Annotated in this window: 21 protein-coding genes and 1 tRNA gene; 21 read left to right on the forward strand and 1 reads right to left on the reverse strand. The window is 65.3% G+C overall.

What is annotated here, in order from left to right; genetic code table 11:
• Positions 1 to 35 precede the first annotated feature (35 nt).
• Together carB and greA are read left to right on the forward strand one after the other, a co-directional pair.
• A complete protein-coding gene (carB, locus tag G6032_RS08470; RefSeq protein ID WP_165281712.1) occupies positions 36 to 3260 on the forward strand; it encodes a carbamoyl-phosphate synthase large subunit in 3225 nt (1074 codons plus the stop codon).
• On the forward strand, positions 3257 to 3733 hold the full coding sequence (gene greA, locus G6032_RS08475) for a transcription elongation factor GreA (protein ID WP_165281713.1): 477 nt from the start codon (positions 3257 to 3259) through the stop codon (positions 3731 to 3733). The genes carB and greA overlap by 4 nt, the downstream gene beginning before the upstream one ends.
• Here greA and G6032_RS08480 read toward each other — a convergent pair.
• The gene (locus tag G6032_RS08480) at positions 3722 to 4036 is read right to left on the reverse strand and encodes a YhbY family RNA-binding protein (protein WP_165281714.1); all 315 of its coding nucleotides are present in this window, start codon (positions 4034 to 4036) and stop codon (positions 3722 to 3724) included. The two genes, greA and G6032_RS08480, sit on opposite strands and share 12 nt — an antisense overlap.
• Positions 4037 to 4150: 114 nt before the next feature.
• Between G6032_RS08480 and rlmE the strand changes: the two genes are divergently transcribed.
• The 19 genes from rlmE to nuoL all read left to right on the forward strand — a co-directional run bounded on the left by rlmE (position 4151) and on the right by nuoL (position 21649).
• Positions 4151 to 4777, forward strand: a complete 627-nt coding sequence (gene rlmE, locus G6032_RS08485) for a 23S rRNA (uridine(2552)-2'-O)-methyltransferase RlmE (protein WP_165281715.1) — start codon at positions 4151 to 4153, stop codon at positions 4775 to 4777.
• Between the two features lie 58 nt (positions 4778 to 4835).
• Positions 4836 to 6752, forward strand: coding sequence for an ATP-dependent zinc metalloprotease FtsH (gene ftsH, locus G6032_RS08490; RefSeq protein ID WP_165281716.1), 1917 nt, complete (start codon positions 4836 to 4838; stop codon positions 6750 to 6752).
• Positions 6753 to 6878: 126 nt separating this feature from the next.
• Positions 6879 to 7739 (forward strand): dihydropteroate synthase, encoded by an 861-nt coding sequence (folP, locus tag G6032_RS08495; RefSeq protein ID WP_165281717.1) that lies wholly within the window; start codon positions 6879 to 6881, stop codon positions 7737 to 7739.
• Positions 7736 to 9073, forward strand: coding sequence for a phosphoglucosamine mutase (gene glmM / locus G6032_RS08500; RefSeq protein ID WP_165281718.1), 1338 nt, complete (start codon positions 7736 to 7738; stop codon positions 9071 to 9073). The genes folP and glmM overlap by 4 nt, the downstream gene beginning before the upstream one ends.
• Positions 9074 to 9127: 54 nt before the next feature.
• On the forward strand, positions 9128 to 9880 hold the full coding sequence (gene tpiA / locus G6032_RS08505; protein ID WP_165281719.1) for a triose-phosphate isomerase: 753 nt from the start codon (positions 9128 to 9130) through the stop codon (positions 9878 to 9880).
• Positions 9881 to 9899: 19 nt separating this feature from the next.
• Complete coding sequence (gene secG / locus G6032_RS08510; RefSeq protein ID WP_206211896.1) at positions 9900 to 10277, forward strand: preprotein translocase subunit SecG; 378 nt, start codon at positions 9900 to 9902, stop codon at positions 10275 to 10277.
• Between the two features lie 29 nt (positions 10278 to 10306).
• A tRNA-Leu gene (locus G6032_RS08515) sits at positions 10307 to 10391 on the forward strand.
• Positions 10392 to 10473: 82 nt separating this feature from the next.
• Entirely contained in the window at positions 10474 to 10830 is a 357-nt protein-coding gene (locus G6032_RS08520) for an NADH-quinone oxidoreductase subunit A (protein ID WP_165281720.1), read from the forward strand.
• Positions 10821 to 11321, forward strand: coding sequence for an NADH-quinone oxidoreductase subunit B (locus G6032_RS08525; RefSeq protein ID WP_165281721.1), 501 nt, complete (start codon positions 10821 to 10823; stop codon positions 11319 to 11321). Before G6032_RS08520 ends, G6032_RS08525 begins: the two co-directional genes overlap by 10 nt.
• Positions 11318 to 11998, forward strand: coding sequence for an NADH-quinone oxidoreductase subunit C (locus G6032_RS08530; RefSeq protein WP_165281722.1), 681 nt, complete (start codon positions 11318 to 11320; stop codon positions 11996 to 11998). The genes G6032_RS08525 and G6032_RS08530 overlap by 4 nt, the downstream gene beginning before the upstream one ends.
• A 3-nt stretch (positions 11999 to 12001) precedes the next feature.
• Complete coding sequence (locus G6032_RS08535; protein WP_165281723.1) at positions 12002 to 13255, forward strand: NADH-quinone oxidoreductase subunit D; 1254 nt, start codon at positions 12002 to 12004, stop codon at positions 13253 to 13255.
• Positions 13252 to 13758, forward strand: a complete 507-nt coding sequence (locus G6032_RS08540; RefSeq protein ID WP_165281724.1) for an NAD(P)H-dependent oxidoreductase subunit E — start codon at positions 13252 to 13254, stop codon at positions 13756 to 13758. The genes G6032_RS08535 and G6032_RS08540 overlap by 4 nt, the downstream gene beginning before the upstream one ends.
• An 11-nt stretch (positions 13759 to 13769) precedes the next feature.
• Positions 13770 to 15065, forward strand: coding sequence for an NADH-quinone oxidoreductase subunit NuoF (gene nuoF / locus G6032_RS08545; RefSeq protein ID WP_165281725.1), 1296 nt, complete (start codon positions 13770 to 13772; stop codon positions 15063 to 15065).
• Positions 15065 to 17233, forward strand: coding sequence for an NADH-quinone oxidoreductase subunit NuoG (gene nuoG / locus G6032_RS08550; RefSeq protein WP_165281726.1), 2169 nt, complete (start codon positions 15065 to 15067; stop codon positions 17231 to 17233). Before nuoF ends, nuoG begins: the two co-directional genes overlap by 1 nt.
• Entirely contained in the window at positions 17230 to 18276 is a 1047-nt protein-coding gene (nuoH, locus tag G6032_RS08555) for an NADH-quinone oxidoreductase subunit NuoH (protein ID WP_165281727.1), read from the forward strand. The genes nuoG and nuoH overlap by 4 nt, the downstream gene beginning before the upstream one ends.
• Entirely contained in the window at positions 18276 to 18764 is a 489-nt protein-coding gene (gene nuoI, locus G6032_RS08560; protein WP_165281728.1) for an NADH-quinone oxidoreductase subunit NuoI, read from the forward strand. Before nuoH ends, nuoI begins: the two co-directional genes overlap by 1 nt.
• 9 nt (positions 18765 to 18773) lie before the next feature.
• The gene (locus tag G6032_RS08565) at positions 18774 to 19376 is read left to right on the forward strand and encodes an NADH-quinone oxidoreductase subunit J (protein ID WP_165281729.1); all 603 of its coding nucleotides are present in this window, start codon (positions 18774 to 18776) and stop codon (positions 19374 to 19376) included.
• The gene (gene nuoK, locus G6032_RS08570; protein ID WP_165281730.1) at positions 19373 to 19678 is read left to right on the forward strand and encodes an NADH-quinone oxidoreductase subunit NuoK; all 306 of its coding nucleotides are present in this window, start codon (positions 19373 to 19375) and stop codon (positions 19676 to 19678) included. Before G6032_RS08565 ends, nuoK begins: the two co-directional genes overlap by 4 nt.
• A 3-nt stretch (positions 19679 to 19681) precedes the next feature.
• Positions 19682 to 21649 carry an NADH-quinone oxidoreductase subunit L gene (gene nuoL, locus G6032_RS08575; RefSeq protein WP_165281731.1) on the forward strand — a complete coding sequence of 656 codons (1968 nt, stop codon included), beginning with the start codon at positions 19682 to 19684 and terminating at the stop codon, positions 21647 to 21649.

Genomic DNA, 21649 nt, shown 5'->3' on the forward strand with positions numbered 1-21649 from the left:
CCTGAGCCGGCCCGTGGACTCGGGCAGGGATGGACATGCCCAGAAGAACTGATATCGAGAGCGTGATGATCATCGGCGCTGGGCCGATCGTGATCGGGCAGGCGTGCGAGTTCGATTACTCCGGCGCCCAGGCCTGCAAGGCGCTGCGCGAGGAAGGTTATCGGGTCATCCTGGTGAACTCGAATCCCGCGACGATCATGACCGATCCGGATACCGCGGATGCCGTGTACATCGAGCCGATCGACTGGCGTGTGCTGGAACGCATCATCGAGAAGGAACGCCCGGACGCGTTGCTGCCGACGATGGGCGGCCAGACCGCGCTGAACAGCGCGCTCGACCTGGTGAAGCACGGCGTGCTGGAGCGTTACGGCGTGGAATTGATCGGCGCCTCGCGCGAGGCGATCGACACGGCCGAAGACCGCGACCTGTTCCGCAAGGCGATGATCGAGATCGGTCTCGAGGTGCCGCGTTCTTCGGTCGCCCACACGATGGACGAGGCGCGCGCCGTGCAGGCGGAGATCGGCTTTCCGACCATCATCCGGCCGAGCTTCACGCTGGGCGGCAGTGGCGGCGGCATCGCCTACAACCAGGATGAATTCGAGGCCATCGTGGAGCGCGGGCTCGACCTGTCGCCGACGACCGAGGTCCTGCTCGAGGAGTCGATCCTGGGGTGGAAGGAATTCGAGATGGAGGTGGTGCGGGACCGCAAGGACAACTGCATCATCATCTGCGCGATCGAGAACCTCGATCCGATGGGCGTGCATACGGGCGACTCCATCACGGTCGCCCCGGCCCAGACGCTGACGGACAAGGAATACCAGCGCATGCGCGATGCCTCCATCGCCGTGCTGCGTCGGATCGGTGTCGAGACCGGCGGCTCGAACGTGCAGTTCGCCGTCAACCCGGAGGACGGCCGTCTCATCATCATCGAGATGAACCCGCGCGTGTCGCGCTCCTCGGCGCTGGCGTCCAAGGCCACCGGCTTCCCCATCGCCAAGGTCGCCGCCAAGCTGGCGGTCGGCTACACGCTGGACGAGCTGAAAAACGACATCACCGGCGGCGCCACGCCTGCCTCTTTCGAACCGACCATCGATTACGTGGTCACCAAGATCCCGCGCTTCACCTTCGAGAAATTCCCCGACGCGGACCCGCTGCTCACCACGCAGATGAAATCCGTCGGCGAGGTGATGGCGATGGGCCGCACCTTCCAGGAGTCGCTGCAGAAGGCTTTGCGCGGCCTCGAGACGGACAACACGGGGCTCGACGAACAGCTCGAGCCGCCGTTCGACGAGGCCGCGATGCAGCGCATCGAGCGGGAGTTGCGCTTCCCCGGGGCGAACCGCCTCCTGTACACGGCGGATGCGTTCCGCGCGGGCGTCGCGTTCGAGACCGTGCACGAGTGGAGCCGGATCGATCCCTGGTTCCTCGCGCAGATCGAGGAACTGGTGCAGGAAGAGGCGCGCGTGAAGGCGGAAGGGCTCGACGGCCTGTCCCGCGAGCGGCTGCGCCGACTGAAGCGACGAGGGTTCTCCGACGCCCGGCTGGGGCGCCTGCTCGGCGTCAGGGAGCCCGTGGTGCGGGCCCTGCGGCTCGAGCACGGGTTGCGGCCGGTCTACAAGCGGGTCGACACCTGCGCGGCGGAATTTTCGACGACCACCGCCTACATGTATTCGAGTTACGAGGAGACCTGCGAGGCGCAGCCCACGGACCGGCGCAAGATCATGATCCTCGGCGGCGGGCCCAACCGGATCGGGCAGGGCATCGAGTTCGATTACTGTTGCGTCCATGCGGCGCTGGCACTGCGGGAAGCGGGTTTCGAGACCATCATGGTCAACTGCAATCCGGAGACCGTCAGCACGGATTACGACACCTCCGATCGCCTTTATTTCGAGCCTCTGACCTTCGAGGACGTCATGGAGGTCGTGGAACTGGAGCGCCCCGAGGGGATCATCGTGCAGTTCGGCGGGCAGACGCCGCTGAAGCTGGCCCGGCAGCTGGAAGCGGCCGGGGCGCCGATCATCGGCACCTCGCCGGACTCGATCGATCTCGCCGAGGATCGCGAGCGATTCCAGAAACTCGTCAATGACCTGGAGCTCAAGCAGCCGGCCAATCGCACGGCGCGCAACGTCGAGGACGCGGTGCGGCTGGCCGAACAGGTGGGCTACCCGCTCGTCGTGCGGCCCTCTTACGTGCTCGGCGGACGCGCCATGGAGGTCGTCTTTTCCGAGCAGGAATTGCGCACCTACATGCAGTTCGCGGTGAAGATCAGCGAAGACAGCCCGATCCTTCTCGACCGTTTCCTGGATAACGCGGTCGAGGTCGATATCGATATCGTCAGCGACGGCGAGACCGTCGTCATCGGCGGCATCATGGAGCACATCGAACAGGCGGGCGTGCACTCCGGTGACTCCGGTTGCTGCCTCCCGCCCAACACGCTGGATCCCTCGATCCAGGAGCAGTTGCGCGACCAGGTCCGGCGTCTTGCCCGTGCGCTGGGCGTCGTCGGCCTGATGAATACCCAGTTCGCGATCCAGCGCGGCCAGATTTTCCTGCTCGAGGTGAACCCGCGGGCGTCGCGCACCGTGCCCTTCGTCTCGAAGGCCACCGGCCGACCGCTGGCGAAGATCGCAGCCTTGTGCATGGCCGGCATCAGTCTCAAGGAGCAGGGCGTGAGCGGGGAGCGCCGCCCCGACTACCTTTCGGTCAAGGCCTCGGTCTTTCCCTTCGCCAAGTTCCTCGGCGCCGATCCGATCCTCGGTCCGGAGATGAAGTCCACCGGCGAGGTGATGGGCACGGGGCGCTTCTTCGGCGAGGCCTATGCGAAAGCCCAGCTGGCGGCGGGTGTCGTCCTTCCCCTGGGGGGCACGGCCCTGATCAGCGTACGCGACGAGGACAAGAACGGCGCGATCGACCTTGCACGGATCCTCGTGGACCGCGGCTTCGAGATCGTGGCCACCGCAGGCACCGCCCGTGCGCTCGAGGAGGCAGGCGTGCCGTGCCGGGCCGTCCTGAAGGTGCGCGAGGGCCGGCCGCATATCGTGGACATGATCAAGAACGGCGAAATCAGCCTGGTCGTCAACACGACGGACAACCGGCAGGCGATCCGCGAATCACATTCCATCCGCCGCGAAGCGGTGCACCGCAAGGTGACGTATTACACTACGATCTCTGCAGCCAAGGCGACGTGCGTGGCGCTCGATCACCTGGATGCGACGGACGTCAACCGGCTGCAAGACCTGCACGCGGAGATTTCATCATGAACAAGGTGCCGATGACCGCCGGCGGGGTGGAGCGCCTGCGCGAAGAACTCGCCCGGCTCAAGACGGTCGAGCGGCCGCGGATCAGCCAGGCGATCGGCGAGGCCCGGGCGCACGGCGATCTCAAGGAAAATGCTGAGTATCACGCCGCGAAGGAGCAGCAGGGCCTCGCAGAGGCGCGCATCCGGGACCTCGAGTACAAGCTGTCGCATGTCGAGATCATCGACGTCCGCAAGCTGAATGCCGGGGGACGGGTGGTGTTCGGCGCCACTGTCGAGCTGTTTTGCGCCACCGAGGAAACGGAGCTGCGCTACCAGATCGTCGGCGAGGAGGAGGCGGACATCAAGGCGGGACGCATTTCGATCGCCTCGCCGATCGCCCGGGCGCTGATCGGCAAGAGCGAGGGTGACGAGATCACCGTGCAGGCGCCGGGCGGCGACCGCGTCTACGAAATACTTCAGGTGTTATACATCTGAGCGTGGCGCTTTCGGCAACAGGATCTTGCGTTCGTCCGGATTGGGCCGCCACAGCAGTGCGACGTTGCCGATGCGCTGCACGAGCTCGGCACCGGAGCCTGCGCAGATCTCACGTATCATTTCGTCACGGGCCCCACGGTCGCTGCTACGCACGCGGACTTTCAGGAGCTCGTGATGGTCCAGCGTGCCTTCGAGTTCCGCAAGAAATCCAGGCGACAGGCCGGCATTGCCGGTCGACAACAGGGGCTGCAGCTCATGCCCAAGTTTTCTCAAATATTTTCTTTGCTTTTCATTCAACGACATGAGCGTGTTTCTTCTAGTAATACATGAGTCCGGATACGCTCGTCGGCAGCGACGCCGGCCGGGCGGGCGCGTAGTCTAGCAGGGCATGGGTTGCGCACAGGAATCTGCCGGTACATGACGGGACGAACACGCCACGGTAAGCGCTGGATGGACGAACACGTCGCCGATGAATTCGTGCGGCGGGCCAAGCAGGAGGGCTGGCGGGGTCGCGCGGTGTTCAAGTTGATCGAGATCCAGGAGAAGGATCGCCTGATCAAGCCGAATATGACCGTGGTCGATCTCGGGGCGGCTCCGGGCGCCTGGAGCCAGTATGCTTTACGTGCCGTCGGGCATCGGGGACGGGTGATCGCGCTGGATTTGCTGCCGATGGACCCGCTGGCCGGGGTGGAATTCATCGCGGGCGACTTCCGCGAACAGGCCACGCTGGAGGCTCTGGAGGCTGCGCTCGGGGAGGACCGGCCGGGGGTTGTAATGAGTGATATGGCCCCCAATATCAGTGGGGTGCCGACCGTGGACCAGCCGCGGGCGATGTACCTCGCGGAACTCGCGCTGGACTTTGCGCGCGCGCATTTGACTCCGGGAGGGGGCCTGGTGACGAAAGTATTCCAGGGAGAGGGCAGTGACGCCCTCGTCAAGGAGGCCCGCAAGAGTTTTGGTACTGTACGCATGCGCAAGCCGAAGGCGTCGCGGGACCGGAGCAGGGAGTTTTATCTGGTGGCGGGAAACTACCAAGGCTTATAGTGTCTAAAATATCCAACTGGGGCCTCGGTCCCGCATTGCCAGCTGAGGAGCGAGGTCATTGAACGATCTAGCCAAGAACATCGTGTTGTGGATCGTCATCGCAGTGGTGCTGCTGACGGTGTTCAACAGTTTCGGGACTGCACCGCGCACGGTGCAGGACATCCCGTATTCGACTTTCCTGCAACGCGTGGATGAAGGCTCTGTCCAGGAAGTGGTCTTCGAAGGCGACGAGATCATCGGCACCTTCTCTGGCGGCGAACGATTTACGACGTACAGCCCCGAAACGGACAACCGCGCCCTGATCGGCGAACTCAAGAACGCCGGCGTGACCTTCCGCTCCAGCCCCCCGCAGCAGCAGTCCTTCCTGATGCAGCTGTTCATTTCCTCGTTCCCGATCCTCCTCTTGATCGCCGTCTGGGTGTACTTCATGCGCCAGATGCAGGGCGGCGGAGGCGGACGCGGCGCGATGTCCTTCGGCAAGAGCCGCGCCCGGCTGCTCGGCGAGGACCAGGTCTCGGTCACCTTCGCAGACGTGGCCGGGGTCGAGGAGGCCAAGGAGGAAGTCAGCGAGATCGTGGATTTCCTCAAGGACCCGGCCAAGTTCCAGCGGCTCGGGGGGAAGATTCCCAAGGGCGTGCTGATGGTCGGCTCGCCCGGCACCGGCAAGACGCTCCTGGCGCGCGCGATCGCCGGCGAGGCCAAGGTGCCGTTCTTCACGATCTCGGGATCCGACTTCGTCGAGATGTTCGTCGGCGTGGGTGCTTCCCGGGTCCGCGACATGTTCGAGCAGGCCAAGAAGCACGCACCCTGCATCATCTTCATCGACGAGATCGACGCGGTCGGCCGCCATCGCGGTGCCGGCCTCGGCGGCGGGCACGACGAGCGTGAGCAGACGCTGAACCAGCTGCTGGTGGAGATGGACGGCTTCGAGGGTAACGAGGGCATCATCGTCATCGCCGCCACGAACCGTCCGGACGTGCTCGACCCGGCGCTGCTGCGCCCGGGGCGCTTCGACCGCCAGGTCGTGGTGCCGCTGCCCGACGTGCGCGGCCGCGAGCAGATTCTCAAGGTCCACATGCGCAAGGTGCCGCTGGCCGATGACGTGCGGCCGGGTATCATCGCGCGCGGCACGCCGGGTTTCTCCGGCGCCGATCTCGCGAACCTCGTCAACGAGGCCGCGCTGTTCGCGGCGCGGGCGAATCGTCGCACCGTGACAATGGAGGAATTCGAGAAGGCCAAGGACAAGATCATGATGGGCGCGGAGCGCCGCTCCATGGTGATGAACGACGCGGAGAAGAAGCTGACGGCCTACCACGAGGCGGGACACGCCATCGTGGGTCTCAATGTTCCGGACCACGATCCGGTCTACAAGGTGAGCATCATTCCGCGCGGGCGGGCGCTCGGCATTACGATGTTCCTCCCCGAGGAGGACCGCTACAGCTACAGCAAGCGCCGGCTCGAAAGCCAGATCGCCTCGCTGTTCGGCGGGCGCATCGCCGAAGAGCTCATTTTCGGCGGGGAGGCCGTGACGACCGGGGCATCCAACGACATCGAGCGGGCCACCAGCCTGGCGCGCAACATGGTGACGAAGTGGGGTCTTTCGGAGCGACTCGGACCGCTGGCTTACAGCGAGGACGACGGCGAGATCTTCCTCGGCCGTTCGGTGACGCAGCACAAGCAGGTGTCCGACGTCACGGCGCACGCCATCGACGAGGAGATCCGCTCGATCATCGACAACAATTATCGGCGCGCCCAGCAGATCCTCGAGGACCGGATGGATAACCTCCATGCCATGGCCGAGGCGCTGATCAAGTACGAGACGATCGACGAAGGGCAGATCAAGGACATCATGGCCGGGCGCGAGCCGCGGCCACCTGCCGACTGGACGGATACGCCGCCGGCGGTGCCCACGGAGCCGCGTCCCCAGGACGGGGGCGATCCCAATCCGATTGCCGGGCCCGCGAGTCAGCACTGAGGCGGGGGCGATATCGTCTCTCGTCACGGAGAACGCCGGGCCAGCCCCGGCGTTTTCCGTATTGGCAGCGTGAGATCGGGCCGGGCGGAGGTTAAACTGCCCGCTGCTCCGGTTCCCGGTTCTTCCATGCACCTCGAATTACGCACCCGTCGTCTGGCGCTCGATCAGCCCCTGGTCATGGGCGTGCTCAACGTGACGCCGGACTCGTTCTCCGACGGGGGGCGCTTTGCGGCAACCGAGGCGGCGCTGCGACAGGCGCGAAAGCTCGCGGCGGAAGGCGCGGGCCTCCTGGATATCGGCGGCGAGTCTACCCGACCGGGTGCCGCGCCGGTCGCGGTCGAGGAGGAGCTCCGGCGTGTGCTTCCCGTGATCGAGGCGCTGGTGCGCGAACATGGACCGCCGTTGTCGATCGACACCGCCAAGCCCGAGGTGATGCTCGCTGCATCCGCGGCGGGCGCGGAATTGATCAATGACGTGCGCGCACTTCGGGCGCCGGGTGCGCTGGAGGCCGCCGCTGCGAGCGGTTGCGCCGTGTGCCTGATGCATATGCAGGGGGAGCCGCGCACCATGCAGTCCGCGCCCGCGTACGGCGATGTGGTGGAGGAGGTCTATGCTTTCCTGGCAGACCGCATCGAGGCCTGTTTGCGGGCCGGCATCGAGCTGGAGCGCATCCTCGTCGATCCGGGCTTCGGCTTCGGCAAGACACTGGAACACAACCTGCTGCTGATGCGGGGGTTGTCGCGTTTCACCGCGCTGGGCGTGCCCGTGCTCGTCGGCGTCTCGCGCAAATCGATGATCGGCACGGTGACCGGGCGCAGCGTCGAGGCCCGTGTCGCCGGCGGCCTGGCGCTGGCGGCATTGGCGGTGGGCTCCGGGGCGCGGATAATCCGCAGCCACGACGTGGCCGAGACGCTGGACGCCGTGAGGATGGCCGCTGCCGTGACGGCGGTCGGCGACGACAACGAGCATGAGGGAGTGCAGGGATGAGCAGACGATATTTCGGTACCGACGGAGTCCGCGGACGGGTGGGGCAGCCGCCCATGACCGTGGATTTCGCCCTGCGACTGGCGAGCGCCGCCGCACGGGTGCTCGCGCCGCAAGGCGGTACCGTGCTGATCGGCAAGGACACGCGCCTGTCCGGCTACATGTTCGAGGCTGCGCTGGAGGCCGGTTTTACCGCGGCCGGAGCCAATGTCCTGCTGGCCGGCCCCTTGCCGACCCCGGCGGTCGCTTATCTGTGCCGCCAGCTCGGGGCCGATTTCGGAATCGTCATCAGCGCCTCGCATAACCTCTATGACGACAACGGCATCAAGATTTTCGCCGCGGGCGGAGAAAAGCTCACGGACGAACAGGAGGCCGCGATCGAGGCCCTGCTCGACGAGCCGCCCGTGACGCTTGAATCCACGAGCCTGGGCCGGGCGCGCCGGGTCGACCAGGCGCGCGTCGATTACCAGGAGTTCTGCAAGGCGATGTTGCCGGCAGGAACGACCCTGGCTGGCTTCAAGCTGGTGATCGATTGCGCTCACGGCGCCGCCTACAAGGTCGCGCCTCGTGTACTGGCCGAGCTCGGCGCCGAAATCATCCCGATCGGCTGTTCGCCGAACGGGAGGAACATCAACCAGGGTTGCGGCTCGACCCATCCGGAATTGCTGGCGACGACCGTGACGGGCGTGGGCGCCAGCATGGGTGTGGCGCTGGACGGCGACGGCGACCGTTGTGTGCTGGTGGACGAGCGGGGCACGCTGGTGGACGGCGACCAGTTGCTCTACGTGCTGGCCCGCGACGCCCAGGCGCGTGGCGAATTGCGCGGCCCGGTGGTCGGTACGGCGATGAGCAATCTCGGCCTGGAGCAGGCGCTCGATGCGCTGGGAATCCCCTTCCTGCGTGCGGCCGTGGGCGATCGCTACGTCATGAGCATGTTGAAAGCCAACGGGGGGGAGCTGGGGGGCGAGACCTCCGGTCACCTGATCAACCTGGCCAGGACATCGACCGGCGACGGCCTGGCGACCGCGCTGCAGGTGCTCGGCGTGATGCAACGGACCGGCGAGCCCCTGTCGGCGCTGGTGGCCGGCATGCAGCGCATGCCGCAAACCATGATCAACGTGCGGGTGGAGCAACGCATCGACTGCGATGCCGTGCCGGAGATCCGCGAGGCAAAGGCTGCGGTGGAGGCGGAACTCGGCACGCGCGGCCGGGTGGTGCTGCGCGCGTCCGGGACTGAGCCGCTCATTCGGGTCATGGTCGAGGCGGCCGCGGCTGCCGAGGCGCTCAGCCTGGCGGAGCGCCTGGCCGAGACGGTCAGGGCGGCGGCAAAACATTGATTTCGCCCGGGGCGGCGGCTAAAGTGCCGCGGCTTTACGGGCCGGGAGACCGGAATGAGACAAAAGCTGGTTGCGGGTAACTGGAAGATGCATGGCTCGCGGACGTTCACGCGTTCGCTACTGGCGGAGCTGGCCGCGGCGTTCCCCGACGGCGCGCCCTGCGATATTGCCGTGTGTCCCCCTTATCCCTACCTGCCGGAGGCGGTCGGCTGCGCCGCCGGCAGTCCGATCCTGGTCGGCGCGCAGGACATCTCGGCCGAGGACGAGGGTGCCTTCACCGGTGAAGTGTCGGGCGGGATGCTCGCCGACCTCGGCTGTCGCTTCGCCATCGTCGGGCATTCCGAGCGGCGCAGCCTGCACGGCGAAAGCGATGAACTCGTGGCGCGCAAGTTCGGCGCCGCCCAGCGTCACGGCCTGGTGCCGATTCTCTGCGTGGGCGAGAGTCTCGAGGAGCGCGAGGCCGAGCGGACCGAGGCGGTGGTCGGGCGCCAGCTCAAGGCGGTGCTCGATAGCGCAGGCATCGAAGCCTTTTCCCATGCCGTGATCGCGTACGAGCCCATCTGGGCGATCGGGACGGGCCGGACGGCCTCGCCGGAACAGGCGCAAGCCGTGCATGCATTTATCCGTGGCCTGTTGCGTTCCGAAAATGCTACAATTTCGGACTTCGTCAAGGTGCTGTACGGCGGGAGCGTGAAGGCCGCCAATGCAGCCGATATTTTTGCCATGCCGGATGTCGACGGCGGACTCGTGGGCGGCGCCTCCCTGGAGAGCGCGGGTTTCGCGGGTATCTGCCGGGCCGCCGGTTGAGCAGCGGAAACCATATTCGATGTTGCAGACCCTAGCTACCGTAAGCCACGTTTTCCTGGCGATCGCCATCATCGCCCTGGTCCTTCTGCAGAAGGGCAAGGGTGCGGATGCCGGCGCGGCCTTCGGCGCGGGAGCCTCCGGGACCGTGTTCGGTTCGCGTGGCACGACCTCGTTCCTGAGCAGGACGACGGCGATTCTCGCGACGATGTTTTTCCTCACCAGTCTCGGCCTGGCCTATCTTGCCGGCCAGCGCACCGAGCCTGAAAGTATCCTCGAGCGGGCGCCGATGACTGCACCGGCCGACCAGGCGCCGAGCGTGATCCCGGCGCCGGAGACGGATGTACCGGGCCTGCCGGCCACCGAGACGCCGGCCGAGGAGTCCGGGCCGCCGGAATAGGGTCGGCGGCGCATTTCGATGTCTGACATGCGGATGTGGTGGAACTGGTAGACACGCTGTCTTGAGGGGGCAGTGGCGAAAGCCGTGTCGGTTCGAGTCCGACCATCCGCACCATTTTCTTGTCCCTCCCGGCGGGGAAATCTGGAACCGCCGGGGGCGCGAATAGAAAACCAGGGGGAGGCGAACAGGAAAGGGAATGCTCGAGAATTACCTGCCAGTCCTCGTTTTCCTCCTGATCGCGACCCTGCTGGGCGGGGCGCTGCTTTCGCTGGGCTTCATTCTTGGCCCGCGGCGCCCGGATGACGAGAAGACGTCGCCTTACGAGTGCGGCTTCGAGGCGTTCGAGGATTCCCGCATGAAGTTCGACGTCCGCTATTACCTGGTCGCCATCCTGTTCATCATCTTCGACCTGGAGATCGCTTTTCTCTTCCCGTGGGCCGTGTCGCTCGACGCCGTCGGCGGCTTCGGCATGCTCGCCATGGCGGTTTTTTTGCTCATCCTGGTCGTGGGCTTCATCTACGAATGGAAAAAGGGAGCGCTGGAATGGGATTGAATACCCCCGTGCCGGCCTCGCTGGGCAAGAGCCAGCAACCCGGCATCGTCACGACGTCCGTGGATGCGGTCGTCAACTGGGCGCGGACGGGTTCGATGTGGCCGATGACCTTCGGTCTCGCCTGTTGTGCGATCGAGATGATGCATGCCGGAGCTGCGCGCTACGACCTCGACCGCTTCGGCGTGATTTTTCGTCCCAGTCCCCGCCAGTCCGACGTGATGATTGTGGCCGGCACGCTGGTAAACAAGATGGCCCCGGCCCTCCGCAAGGTCTATGACCAGATGTCCGAGCCTCGCTGGGTCATCTCCATGGGCAGCTGCGCCAACGGCGGCGGTTATTACCATTATTCCTACGCGGTGGTGCGCGGCTGCGATCGCATCGTGCCCGTCGATGTCTACGTGCCGGGCTGCCCGCCGACCGCCGAGGCGCTCATTTTCGGGATTCTGCAGCTGCAGAAGAAAATCCGTCGCACCAACACGATTGCGCGATGAATATGCGGAGCGAAAGACTGGCAGAGCGCATTCGCGCGCGGTTCGGTGACGATGCGGAACTGCTGCATGGCGTCGCGAACGAATTGACGCTGGTCGTCGCTCCCGGGGAACTGATCGAGACGGCAACGGTGCTGCGGGACGAGCCGGGTTTCGAGTTTGCCATGCTCGTGGAACTCGCCGCGGTCGATTACCTGGTTTACGGACTCGACGAGTGGAAGACCCGCAGCGCGACGGAATCCGGGTTCAGCCGCGGGGTCGTGCGGGGCTCGCCGCCGGTGTCTCCCGACACGCCGAAACGCTTCGCCGTGGCGTATCACCTCCTGTCGCTCAGTCTCAATCATCGCCTGCGGCTGCGTTGCTACCCGGCGCCGGGCGATCCGCCGCGGCTGCCGACCGTGAACGATGTCTGGCCCGCCGCCAACTGGCTTGAGCGGGAGGCGTTCGACCTGTTCGGCGTCCTGTTCGACGGCCATCCGGACCTGCGCCGGATCCTCACGGACTACGGTTTCATCGGCCATCCTTTCCGCAAGGATTTCCCGTTGATCGGCCAGGTGCAGGTGCGCTACGACGCGGACGAGAAGCGGGTCGTTTACGAGCCCGTGGATATCGAGCCGCGCACGCTGGTGCCGAGGGTCATCCGTGACGACCACCGCTATGACCCGGCCATGAAGGACTGATCGATGGCCGAGATCCGCAGCTTCACGATGAACTTCGGCCCGCAGCATCCGGCGGCGCACGGGGTCCTGCGCCTCGTGCTGGAGATGGACGGCGAGACGATCCAGAAGGCCGATCCGCACATCGGGCTGCTGCATCGCGCGACCGAAAAGCTGGCGGAAAGCAAGCCGTTCAACCAGTCCATCGGTTACATGGACCGGCTCGATTACACCTCGATGATGTGCAACGAACACGCCTACGTGCTGGCGATCGAGCGCCTGCTCGGCGTCGAGCCGCCGCTTCGGGCGCAATACATCCGCGTCATGTTCGACGAGATCACGCGAATCCTGAATCACCTGATGTGGCTCGGCGCGCATGGCCTGGACATCGGCGCGATGACGATGTTCCTCTACTGCTTCCGCGAGCGCGAGGATCTCATGGACTGCTACGAGGCGGTGTCCGGCACGCGCATGCACGCGACGTACTACCGGCCCGGGGGGGTACACCGCGACCTGCCTCTGGAAATGCCCCGCTACGAGGGTTCGCGGTTTCGCAGCAAGAAGGCGACGGACAAGCTCAACGAGGCGCGCTCCGGCTCGCTGCTGGATTTTATCGAGGACTTCACGGACCGTTTCCCGGCCTGCGTCGACGACTACGAAACGCTGCTCACGGACAACCGGATCTGGAAGCAGCGGACGGTGAACATCGGCGTCGTCTCCCCGGAACGGGCCGTGGCGCTGGGGTTCACCGGGCCGATGCTGCGCGGCTCCGGAATCGCCTGGGACCTGCGCAAGAAGCAGCCGTACGAGGTTTATTCCGAGATGGATTTCGACATTCCCGTCGGGACCAACGGGGATTGCTACGACCGTTACCTCGTGCGGGTGGAGGAACTGCGCCAGTCCAATCGCATCATCCGCCAGTGCGTGCGCTGGCTGCGGGAGAATCCCGGCCCGGTCTCGATCGCCGACCAGAAGATCGTGCCGCCGCGCCGCGTCGACATGAAGGACGACATGGAATCCCTGATTCATCATTTCAAGCTCTACACCGAGGGATACTGCGTTCCCGAGGGCGAGGTCTACGCGGCCATCGAGGGACCGAAAGGCGAGTTCGGTTGCTACCTCGTCTCCGATGGCGCCAACAAGCCGTACCGCGTCAAGTTGCGCCCGCCCGGTTTCATTCACATGGCGGCACTCGACGAGATGGTCCGGGGGCACATGCTGGCCGACGTGGTCGCGGTGATCGGCACGATCGACGTCGTGTTCGGGGAGGTGGACCGATGAGCGCGACGGAGAAGCAGGCGACCGCCGTGCTTTCGGCCCATCTGCGCGAGGAGATCGATCGCTGGGTGACACGTTTTCCGCCGGGCCGGCAGCGCTCGGCGGTGCTCACGGCGCTGCGCGTCGCACAACACGAGAACGGCGGCTACCTCACGCCCGAACTGATGGACGGGATCGCGGCCTACCTGGATATGCCCTCGGTCCAGGTCTACGAGGTCGCGACCTTTTATTCGATGTTCGAGACGTCACCCTGCGGGCGCCACCACGTCTCGATCTGCACCAATGTCTCCTGCATGTTGCGCGGCGGAAACGAGCTGCTGAGCCATGCCGAGAAGACGCTGGGCATCAAGGTGGGCGAGAGCACGCCGGATGGCCGCATTTTCCTCAAGCGCGAGGAGGAATGTCTTGCGGCCTGCATCGGTGCGCCGATGGCCATGGTGGACCATGTCTACCATGAGAACCTGACGCCCGAGAAACTCGACGAACTCCTCGAGGGGCTGGACTGATGGGGCGACCGATGAACCAGGTCTGTTTCGCGCCCCTGGACCGGGACGCTTCGTGGACTTTGCCGGTATACGAAGCCACGGGCGGCTACACCGCATGGCGGTCACTCCTGCAGGACGGTACGGCCCCTTCGAGCATCATCGACGAAATCAAGGCCTCCGGCCTGCGCGGGCGCGGCGGAGCCGGCTTCCCGACGGGCCTGAAGTGGAGCTTCATGCCGAAGGACCCTGCGATCCAGAAATACGTAGTGTGCAATTCGGACGAGAGCGAACCCGGCACCTGCAGCGACCGCGACATCCTGCGCTATAACCCGCATGCGGTCATCGAGGGCATGGCGATTGCCGGGTACGCGATGGGCGCCACGGTGGGATACAACTACATCCGGGGCGAGTTCCTGGCCGAACCCATCCCGCGCTTCGAAAGCGCGCTGGCAGAGGCTTACGCGGCCGGCTTGCTCGGCAAGAACATCCTCGGCAGCGGCGTGGATTTCGATCTTTACACCTTCATCGGTGCAGGCGCCTACATCTGTGGCGAGGAGACGGCCCTGCTGGAGTCGCTCGAAGGCAAGCAGGGCAAGCCGCGGTTCAAGCCGCCGTTTCCCGCCAACAAGGGCGTGTTCGGCCAGCCGACGACGATCAACAACACCCAGACTTTCGCGTCCGTCCCGGCGATCATGCGGCACGGTGCGGGCTGGTTCGCCGAACTGGGCGTCGAGGGTTCCGGCGGCACAGCGATCTTCTCCGTGTCCGGCCACGTAACGAATCCGGGGAACTTCGAGGTCGGGCTGGGCATTCCCTTTCGGGAACTGCTGGCATTGGCCGGAGGGGTGTGGAAAGGGCGCAAGCTCAAGGCCGTCATTCCGGGGGGATCGTCCGCGCCTGTCGTGCCGGCGGCTGCCATTCTCGAGGCCCTCATGGACTTCGAGTCGATCAAGAAAGCGGGCTCCATGCTCGGCTCCGGCGCGGTGATGGTGATGGACGAGTCCACCTGCATGGTGCGCATGCTGGAGCGCATCAGCCGTTTCTACTTCGCCGAATCCTGCGGCCAGTGCACGCCCTGTCGCGAGGGCACCGGCTGGATGAATCGCGTCCTGCTGCGCATCCTGGCAGGGCAGGGGCGCAGCGAAGACCTGGACCTGCTGGACAGCGTTTCCCGTCGTATCGAGGGTCACACGATCTGCGCTTTCGGTGACGCCGCGGCCTGGCCGGTGCAAAGTTTCATCAAGCATTTCCGCCCCGAGTTCGAGTACATGATCGAGCATCGCGGGCGCAGCCTCGTCGATGGTGCCGCCGGGACACAGGCCGCCTGATGGACAAGGATTTCGTCAACATCGAGGTCAACGGCAAGGCGCTCCAGGCGCCGCGCGGCAAGATGATCATCGAGATCACGGATGCCGAGGCGGTCTACGTGCCGCGTTTCTGTTATCACCCGAAGCTCAGCATTGCCGCGAACTGCCGCATGTGCCTCGTCGAAGTCGAGGGTGCGCCCAAGCCGTTGCCGGCCTGTGCCACGCCGATCATGGAGGGCATGAAGATCCACACCCGTTCGGGCCGGGCGATCGCGGCGCAGAAGGCGACGATGGAGTTCCTGCTGATCAATCACCCGCTGGATTGCCCGATCTGCGACCAGGGCGGCGAGTGCGAGCTGCAGGACATCGCGATGGGCTTCGGCTCCGATGTGTCCCGCTTCACGGAACGCAAGCGGATCGTCAAGGACAAGAACCTCGGGCCGCTCGTCTCCACGGACATGACGCGGTGTATCCATTGCACCCGCTGCGTGCGCTTCGGCCAGGAGATTGCCGGGATCCAGGAACTCGGCACGGTGGGTCGCGGCGAGAGCACGGAGATCGGGACATTCATCGAGCGCAGCGTCGATCACGAGCTGTCGGGCAACATCATAGACGTCTGCCCGGTCGGTGCGCTGAACAACAAGCCGTACCGTTACCGTGCCCGCGCCTGGGAGATGACCCAGCACGACACGGTCTCCCCGCACGACTGTACGGGCGCGCATCTTTACACCCACACGCTGCGCGGCAGGGTGATGCGCAACGTGCCGCGCAACTGCGAAGAGATCAACGAGACCTGGGCGGCAGACCGCGACCGCTACGGATGTCACGGGCTGTATTCGCCGGACCGGCTGGAGCACCCCATGGTCCGGGGCGGCGACGGCGAATGGCAGGAGGCCTCCTGGGAAGATGCATTGCTGCGCACGGCCGAGGGCCTCAGGTCGGCGCGACCCGAACTCACCGGGTTTCTTGCTGCGCCCGGCGCCACGCTCGAGGAGCACTACCTGCTGGCCAGGCTGGCGCGCGGACTGGGCAGCCCCAACCTCGACCACCGGCTGCGCCGCAGCGATTTTTCCTGCCAGGAAGAAGATCCCCTGGCGCCGGGCATCGGGATCCGCATAAGCGACATCGATGACTTGTCCGGCCTCCTGGTGATCGGTTCCGACTTGCGTCGCGAGGTGCCCGTCCTGGCTCACCGCGTGCGCCAGGCCGCCCTGCGGGGCGCACGTGTCGGATTCCTCAATCCGGACGCGTTCGAGTGGCTGTTCCCGGTTGCCGGGGAAAGCATTGCGCCATTTGCGGCGCAGGCGGAAGCCCTGGCGAAAGTGTTGGCGGCGGCGTGCGACGGAGACTTCAGCGGGCTGCCGGATCCGCTGGCGGATCAGCTGCGGGACCTGGCGCCCGGGCCCGCAGAGCGCGCGCTCGCCCAGGTGTTGGCCGGGGAGGGTCCGCGTGCGGTCTGGCTGGGCCTGCTTGCACAGCGCCATCCCGGCTTCGCCGACCTGCGGGTGCTCGCCGCGGCCCTGTGCGCCCGTACCGGCGCAACGCTCGGCTACCTCGGCGAAGGCGCCAATGCCGCGGGTGCCTGCCTCGCCGGGCTCCTGCCGCACAGGGAGATCGGCGGTCGCCCTGCACCCCGGGTCGGGCTGGACACGCTCGGCATGCTCGGGGGCAAGCTCCAGGCCCTGGTGACGCTCGGACTCGAGCCGGAACACGACACGGCCGCGGGTATTGGCGCACTCGCCGGGCTGGCGGCGACCGATTTCGTCGTCTGCCTTGCCCCGTGGGCCACGCCGGCGATGCGTGATTACGCCGACGTGCTGCTGCCCGTGGGCGCCGCTTACGAAACTTCCGGGACCTTCGTGAACTGCGAGGGTCGTCGGCAGAGCTTCCCCGGCGCCGGACGCCCCGTCGGCGAAGCGCGTCCGGCGTGGAAAGTGCTGCGCGTGCTCGGCAACCATCTCGACCTCGAAGGCTTCGAATACCAGTCCTCGGTCGATGTTCTCGCGGAACTCGAAACGCGGCTCGCCGAGCCCGGACCGGATCCGGAGGTGACCCTGCGGGCCGTCGCGCTGCGCCACGAGGGCGAAATCGATGCGCCCGGCATGTATGCGACCGACATGCTCCTGCGTCGCTCACAGCCACTCCAGGACACCGCTGAAGGGCGTCGCGGCGGGAGGCGCTGGACATGATCGAGGCGTGGTTCGGTCTCCCGGGCGGCCTGCAACAGACGTTGATCGTCGTGTTGCAGGTGCTGCTGGTCGTCGTGCCACTGATTCTCACGGTCGCCTACCTGACCCTCGCCGAGCGCAAGGTCATCGGCTGGATCCAGAATCGCGTGGGCCCGAATCGCGTCGGCCCGAAAGGCCTGCTGCAGCCATTTGCCGACGTGCTGAAGCTGCTCGTGAAGGAAATCGTCATCCCGGCGAAGTCCAGCCGCTTCCTGTTCGTCATCGCGCCCTTGCTGGCGATCGTCCCGGCTTTTGCCACCTGGGCGGTCATTCCCGTCAGCCCGGAATTCGTGCTGGCCGACATCAATGCCGGCGTGCTTTACGTTCTCGCGCTGACCTCGATGGGCGTGTACGGCATCATCCTCGCCGGCTGGGCCTCCAATTCGAAGTACGCCCTGCTCGGCGCGATGCGCTCCGCCGCCCAGATCGTGGCCTACGAAATCGCGATGGGATTCGCGCTGGTGGGCGTGTTGATGGCGAGCGGAAGTCTCAACCTGGGCGCCATCGTGCGCGCCCAGGAGGGCAGCGTGGCGCACTGGTTCTGGTTGCCGCTGCTGCCGCTTTTCGTCGTCTACTTCATTTCCGGCGTGGCGGAGACCAACCGTGCGCCCTTCGATGTCGCCGAGGGCGAGTCCGAGATCGTCGCCGGTTTCCACGTAGAGTATTCCGGCATGGCCTTCGCGGTGTTTTTCCTCGCGGAGTACGCCAACATGGTGCTGATCTCGGCGCTGGCCGCGATCTTCTTCTTCGGCGGCTGGTTGTCGCCGTTCCAGGGCCTTCCGCTCCTGGGCGACACCTTTCTCGCCGCGCCGTCCTTCTTCTGGTTCGCCATGAAGACGGCCTTCTTCCTGTTCTGCTTTCTTTGGTTCCGGGCCACGTTCCCTCGTTACCGCTATGACCAGATCATGCGGCTCGGCTGGAAAGTATTCATTCCCGTGACGCTCGTCTGGCTGTTCGTCGAAGGCCTGATGATCTGGTTCGATTTCGGCCCCTGGTTCAACTGATGTCATCACTGCGCAATATCACCAAGACCCTGTTCCTCACCGAGCTCCTCGCCGGGCTGCGCCTTACATTGCGTAACCTTTTCAAGCGCAAGGTGACGGTGCATTACCCGGAAGAGAAGGCGCCCCAGTCGCCGCGCTTTCGCGGCCTGCACGCGCTGCGCCGGTATCCCAACGGCGAGGAGCGCTGTATCGCCTGCAAGTTGTGCGAAGCGGTCTGCCCGGCGCTGGCCATCACCATCGAGAGCGACGTCGGCGAGAACGGGCTTCGCCGCACGACGCGCTACGACATCGACCTGTTCAAGTGCATCTACTGCGGCTTCTGCGAAGAGGCCTGCCCGGTCGACTCGATCGTCGAGACGCGGATCCACGAGTACCACATGGAAAATCCCGGCGAGAACATCATGACCAAGGAGAAACTCCTCGCCATAGGCGACAAGTACGAAGCCATGATCGCCTCAGACAAAGCGGCCGACGCAAGTTACCGATAGGACATCGCAGTGATCGAGGCCATCATTTTCTATGTCTTCGGCGCGATCCTCCTGGGCGCTGCGATCGGCGTCATCGCGTCCAGGAACGCCGTACATTCGGCCATGTTCCTGGTGCTGAGTTTTTTCACCAGCGCTTTCCTGTGGTTACTGCTCGAGGCGGAATTTCTCGCCATCGTCCTGGTACTCGTCTATGTCGGCGCGGTGATGGTGCTGTTTTTGTTCGTCGTGATGATGCTCGATGTCGGGGTGGATCGACTGCGCGGCGGGTTCACGCGCTATGCGCCCCTGAGCCTCGTGGTCGTGGCGCTGGTGATGGGCATGCTCGGCGTGCTCGTCTGGAGCCGGACGGGCGAGCTCAGCATGATCAATGCGCCGCCGCGCGCACCCGCGGACTACAGCAATACCGAGGCGCTCGGGGCGGTGCTGTACACCGAGTACGTGTACGCTTTCGAGCTCGCGGCGGTACTGCTGCTGGTGGCGATCGTAGCGGCCATCACGCTGACGATGCGTAAGCGCCCGGACCTGAAAGTCCAGGATATCGGCAAGCAGGTGGCCACCCGGCGCCAGGACAGGGTCCGGCTGGTGCGCATGGATGCGGAGAAGGACGAATGATCGGCCTGCCGCATTACCTCACCCTTGCAGCGATCCTGTTCACCCTGTCGATCGCCGGCATCTTCATCAATCGCCGCAACGTCATTCTTTTGTTGATGTGCGTGGAACTGATGTTGCTGGCGGTGAATTTCAATTTCATCATCATGTCCCGTTTCCTGGACGATATCGCGGGACAGGTCTTCGTGTTCTTCATTCTCACGGTCGCCGCCGCGGAGGCCGCCATCGGCCTGGCGATTCTCGTCGTGCTGTTTCGCAGCCGACGCAGCGTGCAGGTGGATGACATGGACTCGATGAAGGGCTGAGCCATGGAACAGGTCTATCTCACCATCGTTCTCGCCCCCTTGCTCGCAGCCGTCGTGGTCGGACTGTTCGGTCGGCTGATCGGGCGGACCGGTGCCCATACCCTGACGATCTTCGGCGTGGGACTGTCGTTCGCGCTTTCCGCGTGGGTGCTCCGCGGGCTGGTGAACGGCACGATCGAGCCGTTCAACGGGACGGTGTACGAATGGGCCGTCGTAGACGGCATTCGCATGGAAGTGGGCTTTCTCGTGGACCGGCTCTCGGCGCTGATGATGGCGGTCGTGACCTTCGTCTCCCTGTGCGTCCACGTCTACACCATCGGTTACATGCGGGACGATCCGGGTTACCAGCGCTTTTTCAGCTACATCTCGCTGTTCACCTTCTCCATGCTGATGCTGGTGATGGCGAACAATTTCCTGCAGTTGTTTTTCGGCTGGGAGGCCGTCGGTCTCGTCAGTTACCTGCTGATCGGTTTCTGGTTCAAGAAGCCCTCGGCCGTCCACGCCAACATGAAGGCCTTCCTGGTGAACCGGGTCGGGGATTTCGGCTTCCTGTTGGGCATCGCCGGCGTGCTGTTCTGGTTCGGCAGCCTCGATTACCAGACGGTGTTCGAGCGCGCCCCGGCGCTCGCCGGGACACAGGTGGAGATCTTCCCGGGGGTGGGCTGGTCGGCGATGACGGTCGTCTGCATCCTGCTGTTCATCGGCGCCATGGGCAAGTCGGCGCAGGTGCCCCTGCATGTCTGGTTGCCGGACTCGATGGAAGGCCCGACACCGATCTCCGCGCTGATCCACGCCGCGACGATGGTCACGGCGGGCATTTTCATGGTGGCGCGGATGTCGCCGCTGTTCGAGTTTTCGGCGACGGCCTTGTCGGTGGTGCTCGTGATCGGCGCCACGACGGCGTTGTTCATGGGCCTGCTGGGCATCGTGCAGAACGACATCAAGCGGGTCGTAGCCTATTCCACACTGTCCCAGCTCGGCTACATGACGGTCGCGCTCGGGGCCTCGGCCTATGCCGCCGGCATGTTCCACCTTGCCACCCATGCCTTTTTCAAGGCGCTGCTGTTCCTGGCCGCCGGCAGCGTGATCATCGCCATGCACCACGAGCAGGACATCCGCAGGATGGGTGGGCTGCGGCGCTACCTGCCGATCACCTACTGGACGGCGTTGATCGGCTCGCTGGCGCTCATCGGTTTCCCCGGTTTCTCCGGGTTCTTTTCGAAGGACGCGATCATCGAGGCCGTGCATCTCGCGGAGCTTCCCGGCGCCGGTTACGCCTATGCCTGCGTCACGGCCGGCGTGTTCATCACGGCCCTGTACAGCTTCCGCATGTTCTTCCTCGTGTTTCACGGCAAGGAGCGTTTCGGCGCAGAAACGCGCAGCCACCTTCAAGAGCCCCCGGCCGTGGTGACGGGTCCCCTGGTCCTGCTTGCCATTCCCTCGATTTTCATCGGCTGGCTGGCGATGGAAGCAGTGTTGTTCGGCGGTTACTTCGGCGACGCGATCCAGGTGTCCCCGGATCGCGACACGCTGGCGGCCCTGGCGGCAAAAGGCATCGACAGCCCGACGGCCATGCTGGGCCATGTGCTCGCAGCGCCTGCGTTGTGGCTCTCCCTGGCGGGCGTCGCGACGGCCTGGTTCCTGTACCTCCGACGTCCCGAGTTGCCCGGCAGGATCGCCGGCCGCCTCACCCTGGTGAACCGTGTCCTGGAGCGCAAGTACTACTTCGACGCCTTCAATGAGCGCGTCCTTGCGCCGCTGGCCCGCGGCACCGGCGGGCTGTTCTGGCGGGCAGGAGACACCGCGCTGATCGACGGCCTGATCGTGAACGGCTCGGCGCGGGCGGTGGGCTGGCTGTCCGGCGTCGTGCGCCGCGTGCAGTCCGGCTACCTGTATCACTATGCCTTCGCGATGTTCATCGGCCTTGCGCTGATGCTCGCCTGGCTCAGCCTCAGCACGACGCAAGGGTAG

It is taken from the genome of Wenzhouxiangella sp. XN24 (assembly GCF_011064545.1).
Taxonomy (GTDB): domain Bacteria; phylum Pseudomonadota; class Gammaproteobacteria; order Steroidobacterales; family XN24; genus XN24.